The sequence below is a fragment of the Larsenimonas suaedae genome, from assembly GCF_023712105.1.
GTDB lineage: Bacteria > Pseudomonadota > Gammaproteobacteria > Pseudomonadales > Halomonadaceae > Larsenimonas > Larsenimonas suaedae.
The window spans coordinates 726,984-746,518 of record NZ_JAMLJI010000002.1 but is presented as its reverse complement, the minus strand read 5'-3'; the positions used below and the strand labels follow the sequence as shown (position 1 = coordinate 746,518).

General features: G+C 59.6%; 16 protein-coding genes. 7 read left to right on the top strand and 9 right to left on the bottom strand.

What is annotated here, in order from left to right:
- Position 1: 1 nt before the first annotated feature.
- The 4 genes from NAT49_RS09285 to NAT49_RS09270 form a co-directional block, all read right to left on the bottom strand.
- The gene (locus NAT49_RS09285) at positions 2 to 646 is read right to left on the bottom strand and encodes a PqiC family protein (protein WP_251593457.1); all 645 of its coding nucleotides are present in this window, start codon (positions 644 to 646) and stop codon (positions 2 to 4) included.
- Positions 643 to 2,289, bottom strand: coding sequence for an intermembrane transport protein PqiB (gene pqiB / locus NAT49_RS09280; protein ID WP_251593455.1), 1,647 nt, complete (start codon positions 2,287 to 2,289; stop codon positions 643 to 645). Before pqiB ends, NAT49_RS09285 begins: the two co-directional genes overlap by 4 nt.
- Entirely contained in the window at positions 2,258 to 3,568 is a 1,311-nt protein-coding gene (locus NAT49_RS09275; RefSeq protein ID WP_251593453.1) for a paraquat-inducible protein A, read from the bottom strand. Before NAT49_RS09275 ends, pqiB begins: the two co-directional genes overlap by 32 nt.
- A 158-nt stretch (positions 3,569 to 3,726) precedes the next feature.
- Entirely contained in the window at positions 3,727 to 4,614 is an 888-nt protein-coding gene (locus NAT49_RS09270; protein WP_251593451.1) for a LysR family transcriptional regulator, read from the bottom strand.
- A 109-nt stretch (positions 4,615 to 4,723) separates the two neighbouring features.
- Between NAT49_RS09270 and NAT49_RS09265 the strand changes: the two genes are divergently transcribed.
- Together NAT49_RS09265 and NAT49_RS09260 are read left to right on the top strand one after the other, a co-directional pair.
- The gene (locus tag NAT49_RS09265) at positions 4,724 to 5,365 is read left to right on the top strand and encodes a DsbA family protein (protein ID WP_251593449.1); all 642 of its coding nucleotides are present in this window, start codon (positions 4,724 to 4,726) and stop codon (positions 5,363 to 5,365) included.
- Positions 5,366 to 5,452: 87 nt separating this feature from the next.
- Complete coding sequence (locus NAT49_RS09260) at positions 5,453 to 6,397, top strand: MBL fold metallo-hydrolase (protein WP_251593446.1); 945 nt, start codon at positions 5,453 to 5,455, stop codon at positions 6,395 to 6,397.
- 99 nt (positions 6,398 to 6,496) lie between these two features.
- Here the strand turns inward: NAT49_RS09260 and mnmE are convergent, their stop codons facing one another.
- Complete coding sequence (mnmE, locus tag NAT49_RS09255) at positions 6,497 to 7,858, bottom strand: tRNA uridine-5-carboxymethylaminomethyl(34) synthesis GTPase MnmE (protein WP_251593445.1); 1,362 nt, start codon at positions 7,856 to 7,858, stop codon at positions 6,497 to 6,499.
- 126 nt (positions 7,859 to 7,984) lie between these two features.
- Between mnmE and NAT49_RS09250 the strand changes: the two genes are divergently transcribed.
- The gene (locus NAT49_RS09250) at positions 7,985 to 8,620 is read left to right on the top strand and encodes a flavin reductase family protein (RefSeq protein ID WP_251593444.1); all 636 of its coding nucleotides are present in this window, start codon (positions 7,985 to 7,987) and stop codon (positions 8,618 to 8,620) included.
- 56 nt (positions 8,621 to 8,676) lie between these two features.
- On the opposite strand, the gene pgm is transcribed toward NAT49_RS09250, so the two are convergent.
- The 4 genes from pgm to rpmH all read right to left on the bottom strand — a co-directional run bounded on the left by pgm (position 8,677) and on the right by rpmH (position 12,872).
- On the bottom strand, positions 8,677 to 10,341 hold the full coding sequence (gene pgm, locus NAT49_RS09245; RefSeq protein ID WP_251593442.1) for a phosphoglucomutase (alpha-D-glucose-1,6-bisphosphate-dependent): 1,665 nt from the start codon (positions 10,339 to 10,341) through the stop codon (positions 8,677 to 8,679).
- A gap of 212 nt (positions 10,342 to 10,553) precedes the next feature.
- A complete protein-coding gene (gene yidC, locus NAT49_RS09240; RefSeq protein ID WP_251593440.1) occupies positions 10,554 to 12,218 on the bottom strand; it encodes a membrane protein insertase YidC in 1,665 nt (554 codons plus the stop codon).
- Between the two features lie 127 nt (positions 12,219 to 12,345).
- On the bottom strand, positions 12,346 to 12,726 hold the full coding sequence (gene rnpA / locus NAT49_RS09235) for a ribonuclease P protein component (protein ID WP_251593439.1): 381 nt from the start codon (positions 12,724 to 12,726) through the stop codon (positions 12,346 to 12,348).
- 11 nt (positions 12,727 to 12,737) lie between these two features.
- Positions 12,738 to 12,872 carry a 50S ribosomal protein L34 gene (gene rpmH / locus NAT49_RS09230; RefSeq protein ID WP_251593437.1) on the bottom strand — a complete coding sequence of 45 codons (135 nt, stop codon included), beginning with the start codon at positions 12,870 to 12,872 and terminating at the stop codon, positions 12,738 to 12,740.
- Between the two features lie 392 nt (positions 12,873 to 13,264).
- Here rpmH and dnaA point away from each other — a divergent pair, with 392 nt between their 5' ends.
- The 4 genes from dnaA to gyrB all read left to right on the top strand — a co-directional run bounded on the left by dnaA (position 13,265) and on the right by gyrB (position 19,531).
- Positions 13,265 to 14,782 carry a chromosomal replication initiator protein DnaA gene (gene dnaA / locus NAT49_RS09225; protein WP_251593434.1) on the top strand — a complete coding sequence of 506 codons (1,518 nt, stop codon included), beginning with the start codon at positions 13,265 to 13,267 and terminating at the stop codon, positions 14,780 to 14,782.
- Positions 14,783 to 14,841: 59 nt separating this feature from the next.
- Positions 14,842 to 15,945: a DNA polymerase III subunit beta gene (dnaN, locus tag NAT49_RS09220; RefSeq protein WP_251593427.1), complete on the top strand. Its 1,104-nt coding sequence runs from the start codon at positions 14,842 to 14,844 to the stop codon at positions 15,943 to 15,945.
- Between the two features lie 64 nt (positions 15,946 to 16,009).
- Positions 16,010 to 17,095: a DNA replication/repair protein RecF gene (recF, locus tag NAT49_RS09215; protein ID WP_251593423.1), complete on the top strand. Its 1,086-nt coding sequence runs from the start codon at positions 16,010 to 16,012 to the stop codon at positions 17,093 to 17,095.
- A gap of 18 nt (positions 17,096 to 17,113) precedes the next feature.
- Positions 17,114 to 19,531, top strand: a complete 2,418-nt coding sequence (gene gyrB, locus NAT49_RS09210; RefSeq protein ID WP_251593422.1) for a DNA topoisomerase (ATP-hydrolyzing) subunit B — start codon at positions 17,114 to 17,116, stop codon at positions 19,529 to 19,531.
- The last annotated feature ends 4 nt before the right edge of the window (positions 19,532 to 19,535 follow it).

Here is a 19,535-nt window from a genome sequence, read left to right as displayed (position 1 = left end):
GTTACTGAGGTACTGCTTCCGTGGCGGCTTCTGCGCTGGATGGGTTGCTTGAAGAGGGCGCACCCTGCAACGCCACGATGCGTTCAGCAATCTGGTCGCTGCTGCGCGACCAGGCCGTACTGAGGGCTCGAACCAGAGCCGGATAGCCGTCCTCGGCAAGAGGTACGGTATGTTGAAACCGGTCCTGAATTCGCACATCGCCATTAGCATTCGTCACGCGGTACTGGCCGGAGGCGACCGCCTGGCCGTCGAAGCGCCCCTGAAACTGCTCCACATCGACCGTCAAGGTCATTCCATCGCCCGGCTGAGAATCTATGCGTGTCGCGGGCAATGCGTGTTGAAGCGACGATTGAAGGCGCTGGGTGAGCTGGTGGCCCAGCTCCCCCGCCCACAAATTCTGCTGGGCCGCCTGCAATTCGATGTCGCTGACCTGCATGACGATGCCATTGCCTGCCAGCATGCCCGAAAGGCGGACACCGGGCACCGCCAGTACATGCCGCGCCGGGAAGGGCGCCGAGCTGCTCGGCACTTCAGCCAGCGTATAGCGATGAAATTCAGTGCTGCCACCGCTGACGCACCCGGTCAGGGTGAGCGCTGTAATCGCCAGTGTGCAGCCGCGCGTGAAGTGTGAAAGCGATCGCATCATGGGGCCGCCTTGGGTTGGGGGTCGGTGATGACCTCTCGGTTGAACAAGAGGGCGTTCGGCTTTTCGCTCAGCGTGCGCGCCGCGGGCTGCAGGTCGTTCAGAAGCTGCTGCAGTGACTTGAGCGTCTGCGTCAGCTCGCCGTAGGCCGGTGTATCCTGTGAATAGCTATCCAGCGTGCCCTGAACCGATTCAAGGGTTTGGCGCGTCTCTGAGGGCAGCGCGCGGGTGGATGGATCATCCAATAGCTCATTGAGGCGCGTGCTGGTCGCCGTCAGTTCCTTGACCAGCGCATCGGAGCTTGCAAGTGTCTGATCCAGGTGATTCAGGGCGGGCTCGATTTGAAGGTCGTTGAGCTTGTCGAGCAGCGCCGATACCTTTTGTTCGATCTGCGCGAAGCTGCCCGGCTGGCTTGGCAGAATATCGATGCCTTCGAACTGATTGATCGTATCGACAGGCTCTGCGCTGTCGTCGAAGTTCAGATCCACGAACAGCGCGCCGGTAAAGAGGTTACCCGCCTTGAGTGAGGCGCGAAGCCCTTCCTTGACCAGGCGGTTGACCCGAGCACGCCACTGTTCGATGCCTTGCTTATCGAGATTGCTTTGGATGCGCTGAGGCTCGATGCGAATCAGCACTGGGATGCTGAAGTTGGTCAGCGAGCGCTTTTCGACCTTGATCAAATGGTACGCCACGGTATCGACGGTGCCGATACGAACCCCTCGGTACTCGACCGGTGCCCCCTTGTGCAGGCCGCGTACCGTGTCATCGACCATTACGATGTACTTGAGGTAATGGCTGAAGCTGCCTTGACGCGCGGTTTCTTCATCGCCGTAGAGCTCGAACGTATTGTCGGTCTGCGCGATGGGGTTGCCGGGGGCAATGTCTTCCGGCACACCAAAGGTGACGCCCCCGCTGATCAGAGACTCGATCGAGGCCAGATCCAGGGTGAAGCCTTCCGTACTCAGATCGAACCGCACGCCCGAGGCGGACCAGAAGCGGGTATTGGTCGTCACAAGCGAGCGATAGGGTTTGAAGATGTACAGGCGGTAATGCATCTGGCGGTCCGAGGTGTCGAAGTTGGACGCCTCGACTCGGCCCACCGTGAAGCCCTGAAAGATGACCGGGTCGCCCACGCTCAACGCGTTGGCGTTAGCGCTGGTCAGGTTGATGCGAAGGCCGCCGGCATCCGGGGGGGCGACCGGTGGCTTTTCGAGCATGTCAAAGCGGCGTTTGGTTTGCTCGGCGCGCCCGGGCTGGAGCTGAATGTAGGGGCCGGAAAGTACTGTATTCAGGCCACTGATGCCCTCACGACCGACGCGCGGCTTGACCACCCAGAACCGGCTGTCGGTCTTCAACAGGTTTTCGGCGTCTTCATGCATGCGCGCCGTGACCACTGCGTGACTGGTATCGTCGGACAACGACACCGAATTGACCCGGCCCACTTCGACGTTGCGCGCCTTGATCAGTGTCTTGCCGGCCTCGATGCCTTCGGCGTTGTCCATGATCAGGGTGATCTCGGGCCCGCGCGAGGTGAAGGTGTGGTAGAGCATCCACCCCCCGATGAGCACGGCCAGAAGCGGCACCAGCCATACGGGAGAGATCGATTTTTGCCGTTTACGAAGTGCCTGTGGGAGCGACGAACTCATTCACACTGTCCTGTTGATCTCGAGGGTTGTCCCACAGTAAGCGGGGATCGAAGCAGATAGCTGCCAGCATAGTAAGAATGACGACCCCGGCAAAGGCGATCACGCCCAAACCCGGGTAGATCGACATGACAGACCCCAGGCGCACCAGGGCGACCAGAAGCGCCACCACGAACACATCGATCATCGACCATCGCCCGATCAGCTCGGTCATGCTGTAAAGCCGATGGCGCAGCAGCGGCCTGGAGGGATAAGGCCGCCAGACCTTCCAGCTCAGCCACCCAAGCGCCAGAATCTTGGCAATGGGGATGACCACGCTTGCCACGAAAATGATCAGAGCGATAGGCCAGTCACCGGAGCCCCAAAGGTGCATCACACCCGCGATCACGGTCTGGGGAGAGCTGTCGCCGAGGGTGGTTACGGTCATGATCGGAAGCGTCATGGCTGGAATGTAAAGAATGATCGATGTAACCAGCAGGGCAAGCGTGGTCTGAAGGCTTCTGTACTTGCGAAGCCGCAGGGCGCCACTACAGCGACGGCAGTGTCCGCGTTGATCCGAATCAAGCTCATTCAATGTGTAGCACACCGGGCAGCCCGTCATGTTCTGCTGGCGGCCTGTTCTGCCGGCGCGGGCGTGCCTTAGCGGCCGGTCGGGCCCACCGATGAAGGTCCAGAGCCAGTCATGGTCCATCACCCGCGTCGTTTTAAGCATCAGGATCACGAAGGCGGCATAAGCCCAGAACGACACGCCGAAGCCAATCTCGGCAAGGGCCAGAATCTTGACCATGCTGACCAGCACCCCGATCAGAAAGACATCGGCCATCATCCAGGGCTCCATGCGCTTCAAGAGTCTGCCGAAGCCACGGCGCGCCACCGGGGTATAATTCCAGAGCGGTCCCAGGTGCAGATAGATGCTGACGCTCAGATAGATCGCCGGCAGGATGATGATGCCCCACCAGATCAGAAACGACAGGGCTTCGTAGTGCTGTTGCAGCAATGTGTTGGCCGCTTCGCTCAGCCCCATGGCGCGTTTCACGCCGCGCGCCTCGAACGAAATGAACGTAAACGGCAGCGCAAGTCCCAGCGCAATCAGCGCGCTCAGGGCGTAGGCCACCACGTGGGTGGCAGGCTTGTTGTGGCGTTGAGCCAGCACATGGTGACAGCGTGGGCAATGGGCAGCCTCGCCAGGCGAGAGTCTTGGAACTTCGCTGACAAGATCGCATTCTGTGCAAGCCCTGAGCGGTAATGGGCTGGACGTGGCAATAGGGTGCGATACGGTCATCGTCGGTGCTCAATTAAGCGGCGTCGGCACGCAGCGTGCCGTGTCCGAGAGTGCCACGCCACTCACAGGCTGAAAAGCATTGTTACGAAATAAACGAACAGCCAGCGTGTGGCAACAGGTTCGCTCAGACGTTTCAAGCCATGTTCTCATCAAGCGACCTAGCGAATCAGCATATCGATAAATGCTCGCACCTTGGCCGGGCGATAGCGTGCCGGTGGCAGTACCGCGTGGATATCGCCTCTGGGCAGATGCCACTGCGGCAGAACGTCAATCAATCGGCCAGCGCTTACATCGGCGTCGACTACATAGTCGGGCAGCACCGCAAGACCTGCGCCATTGAGTGTGGCTTCGCGCACGGCAAGCGTTGCATTGAGCTTGATCGAGGCGGTAAGTGTCACGCGCTCCTTCACCAGCTCATCGCGATGAAAGGTCCAGCGGGTCGGGTCGCGCAGTGCCGTGTTGGCGATGATCGGATGATCGATCAGCGCCTGGGGCGTTTCAACGTCGGCAAGACGTTCCTGCCATGACGGTGCGGCGACCAGACGCTGTTCGAAGTGACCGATCAAACGCGCCTGCAAATGATCATCAGTCAGCCAGCCCACTCGAATGGCCAGATCAAGGTCGCTGTCCTCCAGGTTCATTGTTTGATCGCCGAACTGCGCCTCGACCTGACACTGCGGGAAGCGCTCCGAAAACGCGGTGATGGCCGGGACAATGACGCCAACGCCATAGTCAAACGGGGCCGTCAGGCGCAGCGTGCCCGAAGGTGTCTGCGCTGACTCAGCCAATTCATCGAAGGCATCTTCCGCTTCCTTGAGAATCAATGCGCAGCGGTAATAGAACGCCTGACCCGCCTCGGTAGTACGTACTCGACGTGTGCTTCGAGTCAAAAGCGTGGCATGGCAGTCACGCTCAAGGCGTGCGACCTGCTGGCTGACCACTGCCCGTGTAATGCCGAGTCGGTCGGCGGCGGCTGTGAACGAGCCGGTTTCGACCACAGCCACGAAATAGGTTAAACGGTTGAGATTCGAAGGGCCGGTTGCCACGGTACGCTCCATTGTATGCTTTTAACACTCAGTGCGTTTGTATTGTATGTATTTATCTTGATCCGTGCAGGCCTCAAGATGCACTCATTCACTTACGGGGCATTCTGCGATGGCTTCTCGACTCATTTATCTCTTCGACCCCTTGTGCGGTTGGTGCTACGGCGCCGGTAGCGCTTTGCCTAGCCTACTGGCCTCGACCGACCTGACGCTTTACATGCAACCAACCGGCTTGTTCTCAGGCGAGGGCGCTCGCCTCATGGATGAGGTTTTTGCTGATTACGCCTGGCGCAACGATCAGCGAATTTCCCGGCTGACCGGACGTGAATTCAGCACGCGCTATCGCGAACAGGTCTTGACCGATCACGCCCAGTCGTTTGACAGCGGTCCGGTGACCGTCGCACTGACGGCAGTCCATTTGAGCGCTCCCGAACGCGAATTCGATGCGCTCGAGGCCATCCAGCGGGCGCGGTATGTGGATGGGTGCGACATCACCCGGCTCGAGACGCTGTCGGCCATTCTCGAAAGCAGTGGCCTGGTGGACGCAGCGCGGCGGCTGGGCGCGCCGGACAACGCCCTGTTGACGGCCAACCAGATGCGAGTGGGCCAGGGGCGCGCGTTACTCGAGCAGACCGGAGCGCAGGGCGTACCGACCCTGGTGGTCGAGCGTCAGGGCCAGCAGCACGTACTTTCCAGCAGTGCGCTGTTTTCAAACCCCGAGGCCCTGGCTCGGGAGTTGCGCGCCACCGCGTGACTCCGCTGCTAAATTCAAAGAATCTTAATCAATATTTCCTTGATATATTCCAGCTACCTCAACCGAACCCCGAAAAAGGAGTCGCTCATGTCGCGCTCAAAACGTGTGCTTTCCCTCTCCGCCCTCACTTTGGCTGCTGTCCTTGCTGGCTGTTCGAGCGGTGCGACCTCTACCCAGAATGACGCTTCCTCACCGTCATCTGAGCATACTCAGCAGGGCGTAACCGATACGCTGACGACCCAAGTATTCAATCCGGGGGAGCAGGCCATTTTCGCGGTGTCCTCGGTACTGGTCGAAGGCAAGCACAACGCCATTCTCATCGACGCGCAGTTTTCCGCCGAGCAGGCGCAGAAACTGGCTGATCAGATCAGGGCGTCCGGACGCACCCTGACCACGATTTACATCAGTCACGGCGACCCCGATTACTATTTCGGTCTGGATACGCTGCACAAGGCGTTCCCGGAGGCCAAGATCGTGGCAACGCCTCAGACGATTGCTCACATCAAGGCCACCATGGACGAAAAAATGAAGGTGTGGGGGCCGCAGTTGGGTGAGAACGCGCCGGAGAAGCTGATCGTGCCGGAGCCGCTTAACGGCGACACATTGATGCTCGAAGGCAAGGCGCTCGAGATCGAAGGGCTCAACGGGCCGACGCCGGAGCGCACCTTTGTCTGGATTCCTTCGATCAAGACCGTGGCTGGCGGTATTCCGGTCGTGTGGGGCGAGCACGTCTGGATGGCCGATACACAGACACCGCAGTCACACGCTGACTGGTTGGCCACACTCGACGCCATCCGGGCGCTTGCCCCTGACACCGTGATCCCTGGTCACTTCGTCGGCAGTTACCCCAAGGGGCTTCAGGCCGTCGACTTCACCGCCGACTACATTCGCGCGTTTGACAAGGAAACCGCGAAAGCCAGCGATTCCAGCGCGTTGATCAAGGCCATGAACGCCCGCTACCCGACGCTTGGCGGTGAAGGCTCGCTCGAGCTCAGCGCTAAGGTCGCGATGGGTGAGATGGAGTGGCACTAAGCCACGACGCATTGGGTGATACTCGAAAGCGGCCTCATGGAGGCCGTTTTTTTAGGCGAGTCGCGCCACTAGCAACGAGAATCCATGGCGCTTCTTGCTCTATTTCCCGATGCAGAAACTGCCAAAAATCTCGCCGAGCAGGTCATCGGCGCTGAATTCGCCGGTGATTTCGCCAAGCGCTTCCTGTGCGGCGCGCAGATCCTCGGCCAGAAGCTCACCTGCGGCGGCGCCAAAAAGCTGCGCTTCGCCGTTGTCGAGCGCGGCCTTGGCACGGTCAAGCGCTTCGAGGTGGCGCCTTCGTGCCGAGAAGCGGCCTTCGGTGGTCGCGGAGTACCCCATCACGGTTTTCAGATGCTCCTTGAGCGTGTCCACGCCTGCCCCGGTGTGGGCCGACATCCGCACCACCGGCGGTGTGGCGGTTAACTCCGAGCCGAGGGCTTCATCGGTGGTGTCGACCTTGTTGCGCACCAGCGTCAGCCGGCTCTGGTCGGGCAGGCGAGCGACAAATTCGGGCCAGATGGCCATGGGGTCGGTGGCTTCGGTCTCGGCGGCATCGACCATCAAAAGCACCCGGTCGGCCGTCTCGATCTCCTGCCACGCGCGCTGTACGCCGATGCGTTCGACCGCGTCCGGCGTATCCCGGAGCCCGGCGGTATCGACCACGTGCAAAGGCATGCCATCCAGATGAATATATTCCTTCAAAACGTCTCGGGTGGTGCCGGCGATGTCGGTGACGATCGCGGTGTCCTGCTCGGTCAGCCGGTTCAAGAGGCTTGATTTGCCGGCGTTGGGCCTGCCGGCGATGACCACGGTCATGCCTTCGCGCATCAGGGTGCCCTGCGCGGCTGCGGCGCGAACCTCGCCGAGGGCGGTCTTGACCTGACTGAGCTTGTTGGCCACATGGCCGTCGCTCAGAAAGTCGATTTCCTCTTCAGGGAAATCGATGGCGGCCTCGACGTAGACCCGAAGCTCGATGAGCTGCTGCACCAGGGTGCCGACGCGCGTCGAGAACTCGCCCTGAAGCGAGCGCAGGGCATTTTCAGCCGCCTGACGGGAGCTGGCCTCGATCAGATCCGCGATGGCCTCGGCCTGGGCGAGATCCAGCTTGTCGTTCAAAAAGGCGCGCTCGGAAAATTCACCCGGTCGCGCCAGCCGGACGCCCCGGGTGATGGCGTGTTCGAGCAGAGTGTCCATGATGATCGGGCCACCGTGCCCTTGAAGCTCCAGCACGTGCTCGCCGGTAAAGGAGTGCGGGGCGGGAAAGTAGAGCGCAAGCCCCTCGTCGAGCACCTGCTGGTTCGTACCCACGAACGGGCCGTAATGCGCATGACGGGGCGTCGGCATGAAGCCGAGAAACTGTTCGGCAAGCTCCGGCACACGAGGGCCTGAGAAGCGAATCACACCGACGCCGCCGCGCCCGGGTGGGCTTGCGAGCGCGGCAATCGTGTCCTGATCGAGCATGAAATGTCCTGTGTGATGACGGTAAGGCAATGGCCGCTATTGTCGGCGCTGGCCTGAGCCGTCGCAAGCGCCGGACGCCAGTGGCCCTGCTACAGTTGGGCGATACAGTGTAATAAGGTGTTTTTCATGTCTCAGGATGCGTATTTCTACGAACCCAAACACGGCCATGGGTTACCCCATGATCCGTTTAAATCGATCATCGCGCCGCGCCCGATCGGCTGGATTTCCTCGCAGGATCAAAACGGGGTGCGCAATCTGGCCCCTTACAGCTTTTTCAATGCCTTCTGTGCGGCGCCCCCGATCATCGGGTTTGCAAGTGCGGGCTGGAAGGATTCGGTACGTAACATCGAGGCTACCGGCGAGTTCTGCTGGAATCTGAGCACGCGCTCGCTGGCGGCGGCGATGAATACAAGCTGCGACGCCGTGGACGCGGCGGTCGATGAATTCGAGCTGGCGGGGCTTACGCCTGCGGCATCCAGCGTGATCTCGGCGCCGCGGGTTCAGGAAGCGCCGGTGTCGTTCGAGTGCCGGCTAACGCAGCTTCTAAGGCTTGAAACCGCTGACGGTACAGCGGTGGATACGTGGCTGGTGATGGGAGAGGTCGTGGGCGTGCATATCGATCCGGCTCTTCTTGAGGAGGGCATTTATCAGACCGCGGCGGCCGAGCCGATCATGCGTGCCGGCGGCCCGACCACCTATTATACGATCAGCGACAACGAGCGGTTTGACATGGCGCGACCGGGGGCTGCCCCGGGCGGATGAGCCAAAAAAAGCCGGCACTCGGTGCCGGCTTTTTTCATTTGCAAGCGCAATAGGCGTCAGCCGGCCAACACGCCGTCGACCAGCGCCTTGGCCTCCTTTTGAAGCTGCTTCAAGTGCGCTTCGCCTTCGAAGCTTTCCGCGTAGATCTTGTAGACGTCTTCAGTGCCGGAAGGCCGTGCGGCGAACCAGCCCGCATCGGTTTCCACCTTGAGTCCGCCGATGGCAGCACCGTTGCCCGGTGCTTCGGTCAGAATTCGGGTGATGGGGTGGCCCGCGAGCGTATCGGCGGTCACCTGTTCCGGCGTCAGCTTGCCAAGCATGGCTTTCTGTTCGCGGTCGGCCGGGGCGTCGATACGCTCATAAACCGGTGCACCGTACTTATCGGTCAGCTTCTTGTAACGCTCACCCGGGTCGTCGCCGGTGACAGCAGTAATCTCGGCCGCCAGAAGCCCGAGAATGATGCCGTCCTTGTCGGTTGACCACGCCTTGCCATCAAACGTCTGGAAGGAGGCGCCAGCCGATTCTTCACCGCCGAAGCCGAGCGTGCCTTCGATCAGGCCGTCGACAAACCACTTGAAGCCGACGGGCACCTCGGTGACCGTTCGGCCAAGACCCTCGGCGACACGGTCGATCATGGAGGAGGACACCAGCGTCTTGCCGATGGCCATCTGTTCACCCCAGTTCGGTCGGTGCGTGAACAGGTACTCGATGGCGACCGCCAGATAGTGGTTGGGGTTCATCAGGCCGTTGGAGCGCGTGACGATGCCGTGACGGTCATGGTCGGTGTCACAGGCAAACGACACGTCGAAGCGGTCCTTGTTTTCGATCAGCCCGGCCATGGCATGGGGCGACGAGCAGTCCATGCGGATCTTGCCGTCCCAGTCCAGGCGCATGAAGCGGAAGGTCGGATCGACGGTGGTAGAGAGCACCTCGAGCGGCAGATCAAAGTGCTTGGCAATGCGCGGCCAGTAGTGGACACCGGCGCCGCCGAGCGGGTCGACTGCGAACGTCCGACCGCTCTTGCGGATGGCGTCCATGTCGATGACCTTATCCAGGCCCTGGATATAACTGTCGATGAAATCGAAGGGTTGGGTGGTCGGTGCCTCGAGCGCTTCCTGATAGCTGATGCGTCTGACGCCTTCGAGTTCGGCTTCGAGCAGCTCGTTGGCGCGATTTTGAATCCACTTGGTGATGTCGCCGCCGGCAGGGCCGCCGTTGGTGGGGTTGTACTTGAAGCCCCCATCCGTCGGCGGATTGTGGGATGGCGTGATTACGATGCCATCGGCAAGGCCGGTGATGAGGCCGTCATTGTGGTTCAGGATGGCATTCGATACGGCAGGAGTCGGCGTGTAGCCGGGTTCACCACCGGTTTCCTCACAGCCTGCGTCGATACGGACCTCAACGCCATTGGCCGCCAATACTTCCAGTGCGGAAATGAAGGCCGGCTCGGACAGGGCGTGTGTGTCCATGCCAATGAACAGCGGGCCACCGATGCTTTCGTTATACCGGTAGTCACAGATGGCCTGGGTGGTGGCCAGGATGTGCCATTCGTTGAAACTGGTTTTCAGCGACGAACCGCGATGGCCGGAAGTGCCGAAGGAGACCTGCTGAGCGGGGTTCGATGCGTCGGGGCGCTCGCTGTAATAGCGCGCGACCAGGCGCGGCAGATTGGCAAGCTGGTCTTCCTTGGGCGCGTGCCCGGCATTGGGATCGATACTCATCATGCATTCCTTTGGTGAGGGCGTGTCTGCGTCATGTCGCGTCAAGTGTATCAGGGTCGTCATGACGTCGATGTGCCTGCCCGCCGATAACGGCGTTCAAGCCTTCTTGCCGCGACTGCGTGCTCGCAGTATAGGCCCGGTTGATCCACGGGCCTTCTGCTACATACAAAAACGCCCTCGCAAGCGAGGGCGTTTCATGCGGGCAAGTGCACTTACTTGCTGATTTCCTGCTTCTTCTGATCCTGCTTTTCGATCTGGCGCGTCACGTAGTACTGCTGCGCGATCGACAGGCAGTTGTTGGTGATCCAGTAAAGGACCAGACCCGCCGGGAACCACAGGAAGAAGAACGTGAAGATGATCGGCAGCATCTTCATGATCTTGGCCTGAGTGGGGTCGGGGGGCGTCGGGTTCAGCTGCTGCTGCACGAACATCGACAGACCCATCAGAATCGGCAGGATGAAGTAGGGATCCTGCGCGGAAAGATCGTGAATCCAGAGCATGAACGGCGCATGACGCAGTTCGATGGACTCCATCAGCATCCAGTAGAGCGCGATGAAGACCGGCATCTGAATGACCATCGGGAGACATCCGCCCAGCGGATTGATCTTCTCCTTCTGGTAGAACTTCATCATTTCCTGCGACATCTTCTGGCGATCATCGCCATGCGCTTCCTTGATGCGCTGCATCTCGGGCTGCATCTTGCGCATCTTGGCCATCGACTTGTAGGCCTTGGCCGACAGCGGGAAAAGCACGGCCTTGACGAAGCAGGTCAACAGGATGATCGACCAGCCCCAGTTGCCGATGAGTCCATGGATGAACTTCAGGACCAGAAACAGCGGGGTCGCCAAAAACCACAGCCAGCCGAAATCGATGGTGCGGTCGAGCTTGGGTGCGATCGCTTCCAGGCGCTCATGAATCTTCGGCCCGGCGTAGAGTGAGGCGTCAAGCGTCGCTTCCTCGCCCGCGCCGATCTGCGTATTGGGGCTCGCGAAGGCGGCGACGTTGCGGTTCTGGCTGTCTTCGGTGGCGTAGAACAGGTTCTGCTGCTTGGCGTCAGGCACCCAGGCGGCGACAAAGTAGTGCTGGATGATCGCGACCCAGCCACCCTCGCTCTCGGTGCGCTTGAAGTTGCCTTCCTTGATGTCTTCGAAACTGACTTTCTGGTAAGGCTCTTCGGTCGTTGAGAACGCCGCACCCAGATAGGAGTGCATGCCAACACCGGCGCCGCTGGTCGGGTCGTCGCTGTTGTCACGAACGAGCTGACCGATGAAGCGCGCCGAAACCGGCTGCGTGCCACCGTTTCTGACCAGGTAGTCCACCTTCACTTCGTAGCTGTCGCGCTCGAAGGTGAACCGCTTGGTGATGTCGAGGCCCTTGAGCGTGGCCTTCAGGTCCACGGTCAGGGTCTTCTCTTCATCGCTCAAGCGGTAGGCCGTCTTCTCGGGCGAGAAGGTGATCCGGCCCTTGTGATTGCTGAGCTCGAGCCCGGACTTGGCCACATAGTTCATGGCCTGTTCGTTGGCGAGCAGCACAAAGGGCTGATTGCCGCCGAGTTGCTGGGTGTGCCTGGGCAGTGAGGCGTAGACGATGTCGCCGCCACGAGGATCGATGCGCAGATTCAAAACGTCGGTGTCGACGGAAATCAGCTTGCTGCTGCCGGAGGAGGCAGGCTCCTTGGTCGCGTCTACGCTCAGTTCATCGGTCGTTGACGGTGCATCGAGGCTATTGGACTGCTTGGCGTCGCTGCCCTGGCTTGCAAGCGCCGGCGTTTCGGGCTGCGGTGTCTTGGGCTGGTGATAGTCCTGATTCCACTGGATGACCATGAGGTAGGTCACCACGGCGAGAGGTATCACGAAAAGGAGTCGTTTCAGATCCATGCGTGTTTTGCCCGGTAAGGGTGTGTATGTCGGGTCCAGACGAAGAACCGCCCGAGCCAGTCATTGCAACATGCTGGTCGGGCGGAGTCTCTGACGTCTTGTGGCCATGACCTTCGTACTCGCATAATCAAGCGGACTTTTTCGAACGGTTCCGTTTGACGTCCTGTTCGAGTCGCCTCCACATGCCGTGAAACTGGCGCTTGAGGGTCTCGTTGTCCAGGTCTGCAACACCACGCTTGGAAAGAACTACGATATCCACAGCGGGGAGCCAATGCTGACGAAGGCGAATGGATTCGCGTGTCAGACGTTTCAATCGGTTTCGGTCAACGGCGCGACGCATGGTTTTCTTGCTAAAAACCATTCCCACACGGGCATGGTTCAAATCATTGGGGAAGGCGAGGGCGAGAACGCCTTTGCCATGCACCTTGTAACACGCATTATCGAATACGTGCTGATACTCTCGGCTGCTGAGCAGCCTTAGAGCGCGTGCAAAACCATGCGACTCCATCCAGGGACCGATTAAGCGCTGAGGCGCTTGCGACCTTTCGCACGACGACGAGCGATGACCTGACGGCCGTTTTTGGTTGCCATGCGGGCACGGAAACCGTGGTTGCGCTTGCGTTTGAGGACGCTGGGCTGAAATGTACGTTTCATAGCTGATTCCCAGGAAGTGGTTGGTATGAAAACAGGTGATTAGCGGCACTTGCTTTTTGCAAATTCCGATCAAGGGCGAGGATTCTAGTGAATTAGGCGCAGCCGTGCAATTTTAATTCACCGTTAATTCACTGATCGATACGTGATTTTTTCCGCTGAAAGGCGCGTATTCAGTACGCTCTGGCGCTCAGCCCCTGTGGACAGTTTTGTGCACTAAAAAAGGAAAACTCTAAAAGGGTGCGTTTGTAAGTCCAAGGATTGTTAGCAGAATCATAAGGTTGTTTCCAAATTAATTATCCACACCCCGAGTCGGCACATGACGGGATGTGGATAACCTGGGTGTGAATCGCTACAATGCCGGCTTTGCATCGGTCAAACCCTGGTGAGGTCGTGTGTCTATCGCTTTGTGGCAAAAATGCCTTGATTATCTGCAGGACGAGTTGAGCTCACAGCAGTTCAATACCTGGATTCGTCCCTTGCAGGCCGAGGCCGTCGAAGATGCGAACGAGGTTGAGCTGCTTGCGCCCAACCGGTTCGTGCGCGATTGGGTCAACGACAAGTATCTAAAGCGCATCAATGAAATGATGCGCGAACTGTCGCCGGGCAAGCCGCCCAAGGTAAGCCTTGGCATCGGCAGCCGGCGCAGTGTATCAAATCCTGCGGCGGCATCTGCAGCGACAGGTTCGACGCGAACGTCAAACGATGACGCACCGGCCGCGCCGGTTCCGCCCAAGATGCCGTCTGCCGGGCGCATGAACATGTCAAACCGGCAGGACGCTCCGCGGCCGGCCAGCGAGCCGGCAATGCCATCAGGCTCGAGTGTGAGCGGTCAGAACCAGCGCTCCTCGAGCGGTGAGCGCCATGTTCAGGTCGAGGGCAGCCTCAAGCACCAAAGTGGCTTGAACCCCAATTTCACCTTTGAAACCTTTGTCGAGGGCAAGTCGAACCAGCTTGCGCGCGCGGCGTCACGCCAGGTTGCCGAGAACCCGGGGGGCGCTTATAACCCCTTGTTTCTGTATGGCGGAGTTGGCCTGGGTAAGACGCACTTGATGCATGCGGTCGGTAACCACCTGGCGGGGCTCCGTGATAACGCTCGCGTGGTGTATCTGCACTCCGAGCGCTTCGTGGCGGATATGGTCAAGGCGCTTCAGCTCAATGCCATCAACGACTTCAAACGCTTCTATCGAAGCGTCGATGCGCTTCTGATCGATGACATTCAGTTCTTTGCCGGCAAGGAACGCTCGCAGGAAGAGTTCTTTTATACCTTCAATGCGCTGCTTGAAGGCGGACAGCAGATGATCTTGACCTCCGACCGCTATCCAAAGGAGATCAGCGGTGTGGAGGAGCGATTGAAGTCTCGTTTCGGGTGGGGGCTAACGGTCGCGATCGAGCCGCCGGAGCTCGAGACTCGGGTGGCGATCTTGATGAAAAAGGCCGACCAGGCTCAGGTCGATCTGCCCCACGATGCGGCCTTTTTCATTGCCCAGAAGATTCGCTCCAACGTGCGTGAGCTCGAAGGCGCGCTCAAGAAGGTCATCGCAGACTCGCACTTTACCGGTCGCCACATCGATCAGGAATTTATCCGTGAGTCGCTCAAGGATCTGCTGGCCCTGCAGGACAAGCAGGTCGGCGTTGATAATATCCAACGCACCGTCGCCGAGTACTACAAGATCAAGGTGGCCGATCTGCATTCCAAGCGACGCACCCGCTCGATTGCAAGGCCCCGGCAGGTTGCGATGGCACTTGCCAAGGAGCTGACCAATCATAGCCTGCCGGAAATCGGCGATGCGTTCGGTGGTCGAGACCACACAACGGTACTGCACGCGTGTCGCAAGGTGGCCGAGCTTCAAACCGAAAACGCCGACATTCGTGAGGATTACAAGAACCTCATGCGGCTACTGACCAGTTAACGCCGCAGCACTGAGGTATTGCGCGCGTTATATGTTGCACACGACAAGAGTGACGTTTCATGAAATTTTCCATTTCCCGTGAAGCCCTGCTGCGTCCGCTGACTCTGGTTGCGGGCGTGGTCGAACGTCGTCAGACGCTGCCGGTGTTGTCGAACGTTCTTTTGAGCGTTGACGAGCACGAGCTGTCTCTGACCGGCACCGATCTTGAGGTCGAGCTGGTCGGGCGCACCGTACCGGATTCGGTGGAGCTGCCGGGCAGCGCCACGGTGCCCGCGCGCAAGCTGATGGACATCTGCAAGTCGCTGCCTGAAGGCTCGGTGATCTCGGTCACGGTCGAGGATAGCCGTGCGATTGTGCGGGCCGGGCGCTCCCGGTTCACGCTGTCGACGCTGCCGGTTGCCGAGTTTCCCAATATCGATGAAGGCCAGAGCAAGGCCGAAATCACGTTGACTCGCGGTACGGTCAAGCACTTGATCGATGCGACGTCCTTTGCGATGGCGCAGCAGGACGTTCGCTATTACCTCAATGGCATGTTGATCGATCTGAGCGACCAACTGGTGCGCGCTGTTGCAACCGATGGCCACCGGTTGGCCATGTGCGCAAAATCTGCCGAGTTTGCACTCGAGACGCCAACCAAGATGATCCTGCCCCGCAAGGGCGTCATCGAGCTGTCCCGTTTGCTCGACGACAGTGATGAGCCGCTGACCCTGATCATCGGTGACAACCATCTGCGTGCGCGCACGGGCAATTACACGTTCACCTCGAAACTGGTCGACGGCAAGTTCCCGGATTATGAGCGGGTCGTGCCGAAAAACGGTGACAAGCAGTTCATGGCCGACCGGGCCGAGCTGCGCCAGGTGCTGTCGCGTACTGCGATCCTCTCGAACGAGAAGTACCGAGGCGTTCGATTGAACCTGGAAGAGGGCACGCTGCGGGTCACGGCCAACAACCCCGACCAGGAAGAAGCCGAAGAGATCGTTTCTGTCGAGTACAGCGGGGCGCCTCTTGAAATCGGGTTCAACGTCGGGTATCTGGTCGATGTCTTGAGTGTGCTTGGCACCGAGCAGGTTCAGATGACGCTGTCCGATCCCAACTCCAGCGCACTCATGGAGGCCACCGGCGGCAGCGACGCGCTGTACGTGGTCATGCCGATGCGCCTTTGATGTGTTTCTCCGGCGGCGTTCGCCGCCGGATCGATCCCAAGCGATTCTATCCTTTCGAGCCACTATGCCCCTTGATCAGTTTCGGTGTACGGGCCTTCGCAATCTGGCGCCGATCGACATCACCCCCAGCGACCACATCAACCTGATTACCGGCGCCAATGGCAGCGGCAAGACCAGCGTGTTGGAAGGGCTGCACATTCTCGGGATGGCGCGCTCGTTTCGCACTCATCAGCTCAAGCACGCGATCCATCACGAGGCGGACGGGTTGACTGTCTTCGGCCGGCTGGCCGGCACAGTGCCGGTCCCGCTTGGTGTGCGCCGGCAGCGAAGCGGTGATGGGGTCGAGCTTCGTGTCGCCGGCGAGCGCGTCGACCGGATCGCCACCCTTGCTGAAAAGCTGCCCATGCAGGTGATCAACCCGGATGCCTTTCGCTTGATCGAGGGGGCGCCTGCGTCTCGGCGGGAGTTTCTCGATTGGGGCGTCTTTCACGTCAATTCCGAATTTTTCGATCTCTGGCGAGCAACGCGTCGGGCGTTGAAACATCGGAACGCGCTTTTAAGACATGATAGAATGGACCGTCAGGCCATCGCGGTGTGGAGCGCCGAGCTGGCCCGCTGGGGGCAAAGGCTTGATCAGATGCGTCAGGAGTACATCCAGGCCTTTCGGCCGGTGTTTGAGCGCATTTTGGCCGAACTGGTTGATCTGCCCGGGCTTCAGCTCCGCTACTACCGCGGGTGGGACAAGGCTCGACCGCTGGACGACGTGCTGTCTCAAGGCATCGATACCGACCGGCAGATGGGCTTCACCCAACAAGGACCGCAGCGCGCGGATCTTCGTCTTCGGGTTGGAAAATATCCGGCGGCGCAGGTGTTGTCTCGCGGTCAGCAAAAACTGGTGGTCAGTGCCATGAAATTGGCGCAGGGGCACTGGCTTGAAGAAGCCACCGGGCGGCAGTGCATTTATCTGATCGACGACCTGGCGGCCGAACTGGACGAGACGCATCGGCAGGCCTTCTGCGGACTTCTTGAACAGATGACATGTCAGATTTTTCTTACCGGCATTGATCGGCATTTGCTCGATGATGTGTGGCGTGGGCCTACGGACATGGCGCATTTCCACATCAGCGATGGACGATTGACGGCGGCGTGATTCCATATGGAGCAGGCAATGAGCGAGCAGGCTTACGATTCTTCCAGCATCAAGGTATTGAAAGGGCTTGATGCTGTCCGTAAACGGCCAGGAATGTACATCGGGGATACCGACGATGGGACCGGTCTGCACCACATGGTCTTCGAGATCGTCGATAACTCCATCGACGAAGCGCTTGCCGGCCATTGCAGCGAAGTTCTGGTAACGATCCATCCGGACGAGTCGGTGTCAGTGTCCGACGATGGCCGCGGTATTCCGACCGACGTGCACTCCGAGGAAGGGGTGTCGGCGGCCGAGGTGATCATGACGGTGTTGCATGCCGGCGGCAAGTTCGATGATAACTCCTACAAGGTCTCGGGCGGCCTGCACGGGGTGGGGGTCTCGGTCGTGAATGCGCTCTCCGAGCAGCTCAAGCTCACCATCTGGCGCAACAATGAGGTGCATGAGCAGATCTACTCGCACGGCGTGCCCCAGAAGCCGCTGAGCGTGGTCGGAAAGACCGAGAAAAGCGGCACGATGATCACCTTCAAGCCGTCCGCCGAGACGTTCGCCAACATTGAATTCCAGTACGACATCCTTGCCAAGCGACTGCGTGAACTGTCGTTTCTAAATTCCGGTGTGGCCATTCGTCTACATGACGAGCGCGACGGTCGGGAAGAGCTTTTCCACTATGAGGGCGGTCTCAGGGCGTTCGTTGAGCACTTGAACAAGAACCGAACCGCGCTCAACCCTGTATTTCATTTCGAGATGGAGCGCGAAGACGGCATCGTGGTCGAAGTCGCGATGCAGTGGAATGACAGCTTCACCGAAAACATCTATTGCTACACCAACAACATTCCCCAGCGCGATGGCGGCACCCATTTGGCCGGGTTTCGTGGTGCGCTGACGCGCTCGCTCAATGGCTACATCGAGGCCGAAGAGCTTCAGAAGAAGTCCAAGGTCGCGACCTCGGGCGATGATGCGCGAGAAGGTCTGACCGCCATCATTTCGGTCAAGGTGCCGGATCCAAAGTTCTCGTCCCAGACCAAGGACAAGCTGGTGTCGTCCGAGGTGAAAACCGCGGTCGAGCAGGAAATGAGTCGCAACTTCGGTGAGTATCTGGTCGAACGGCCGAACGAGGCCAAGGCCATCGTCAACAAGATGCTGGACGCCGCCCGCGCTCGTGAAGCGGCCCGTAAGGCGCGTGACATGACGCGGCGCAAGGGCGCGCTCGATATCGCGGGGCTTCCCGGAAAGCTGGCGGATTGCCAGGAGAAGGACCCGAGCCGTTCCGAGCTGTATCTGGTGGAGGGTGACAGCGCCGGCGGCAGTGCCAAGCAGGGCCGTGATCGCCGTACGCAGGCGATCCTGCCGCTCAAGGGCAAGATCCTGAATGTCGAGAAAGCCCGGTTCGACAAGATGCTGTCCTCGGCCGAGGTTGGCACGTTGATTACGGCGCTTGGGTGCGGGATCGGCCGTGAAGAGTTCAACCCGGACAAGCTTCGCTATCATTCCATCGTCATCATGACCGACGCTGACGTCGATGGCTCGCACATTCGAACGCTGCTGCTGACGTTCTTCTTCCGTCAGATGCCTGAGCTGATCGAGCGGGGGCACGTGTTCATCGCTCAGCCGCCGCTTTACAAGATCAAGCGCGGGAAGCAGGAGATGTATCTGAAAGATGAACAGGCGCTGCAGGACTATCTGACCAGCACCGCGCTTGATGGGGCAACGCTTCACATAAATCAGAACGCCCCCGGCATCGGTGGCGCGCAGCTTGAATTGCTGGTCAACCGATACCGCGATGCGATGCGCCGCATTGATCGCTTGAGCCGTGTCTATCCGGCCGAAGTTTTGAAGAAGTTGATCGAAGTGCCGCGCATTACGCCGGAGACGTTGAACGACCAGGGTGCGATGGCGGCCTGGGTCGCGAAGCTTCAAACCCGAATGGATACGGTTGTTGCCTACGAGGGCGGGCCGACCTATACCTTCGAGGTTCGCCATAACGAAGAGCAGTCCGTGTACCTTCCGAGTGTGACGCTGGCCGCTCATGGTGTGGCAACCGATTACCCGCTGGGCGTCGGCTTCTTCCATTCAGGCGATTATGACGTTATTGCCAAGCTTGGCGAAGAACTCGATGGACTGTTGGAAGAGGGCGCGTATATTGCCCGCGGCGAACGCTCTCGCAATGTCGAGACGTTCAGCGATGTTCTGGAATGGCTCATGAAAGAGGCTGGCCGCGGCTTCAGCGTCCAGCGCTATAAAGGGCTGGGTGAGATGAACCCGGATCAGCTGTGGGAAACCACGATGGACCCTGAGTCACGTCGAATGCTGCGGGTGTCGATCGAAGATGCGGTAGCCGCTGATCTCATGTTCAATACGCTCATGGGCGATGAGGTCGAGCCGCGTCGAGACTTTATCCAGAGTAATGCCCTAACGGCGAACCTCGATATCTGATGAC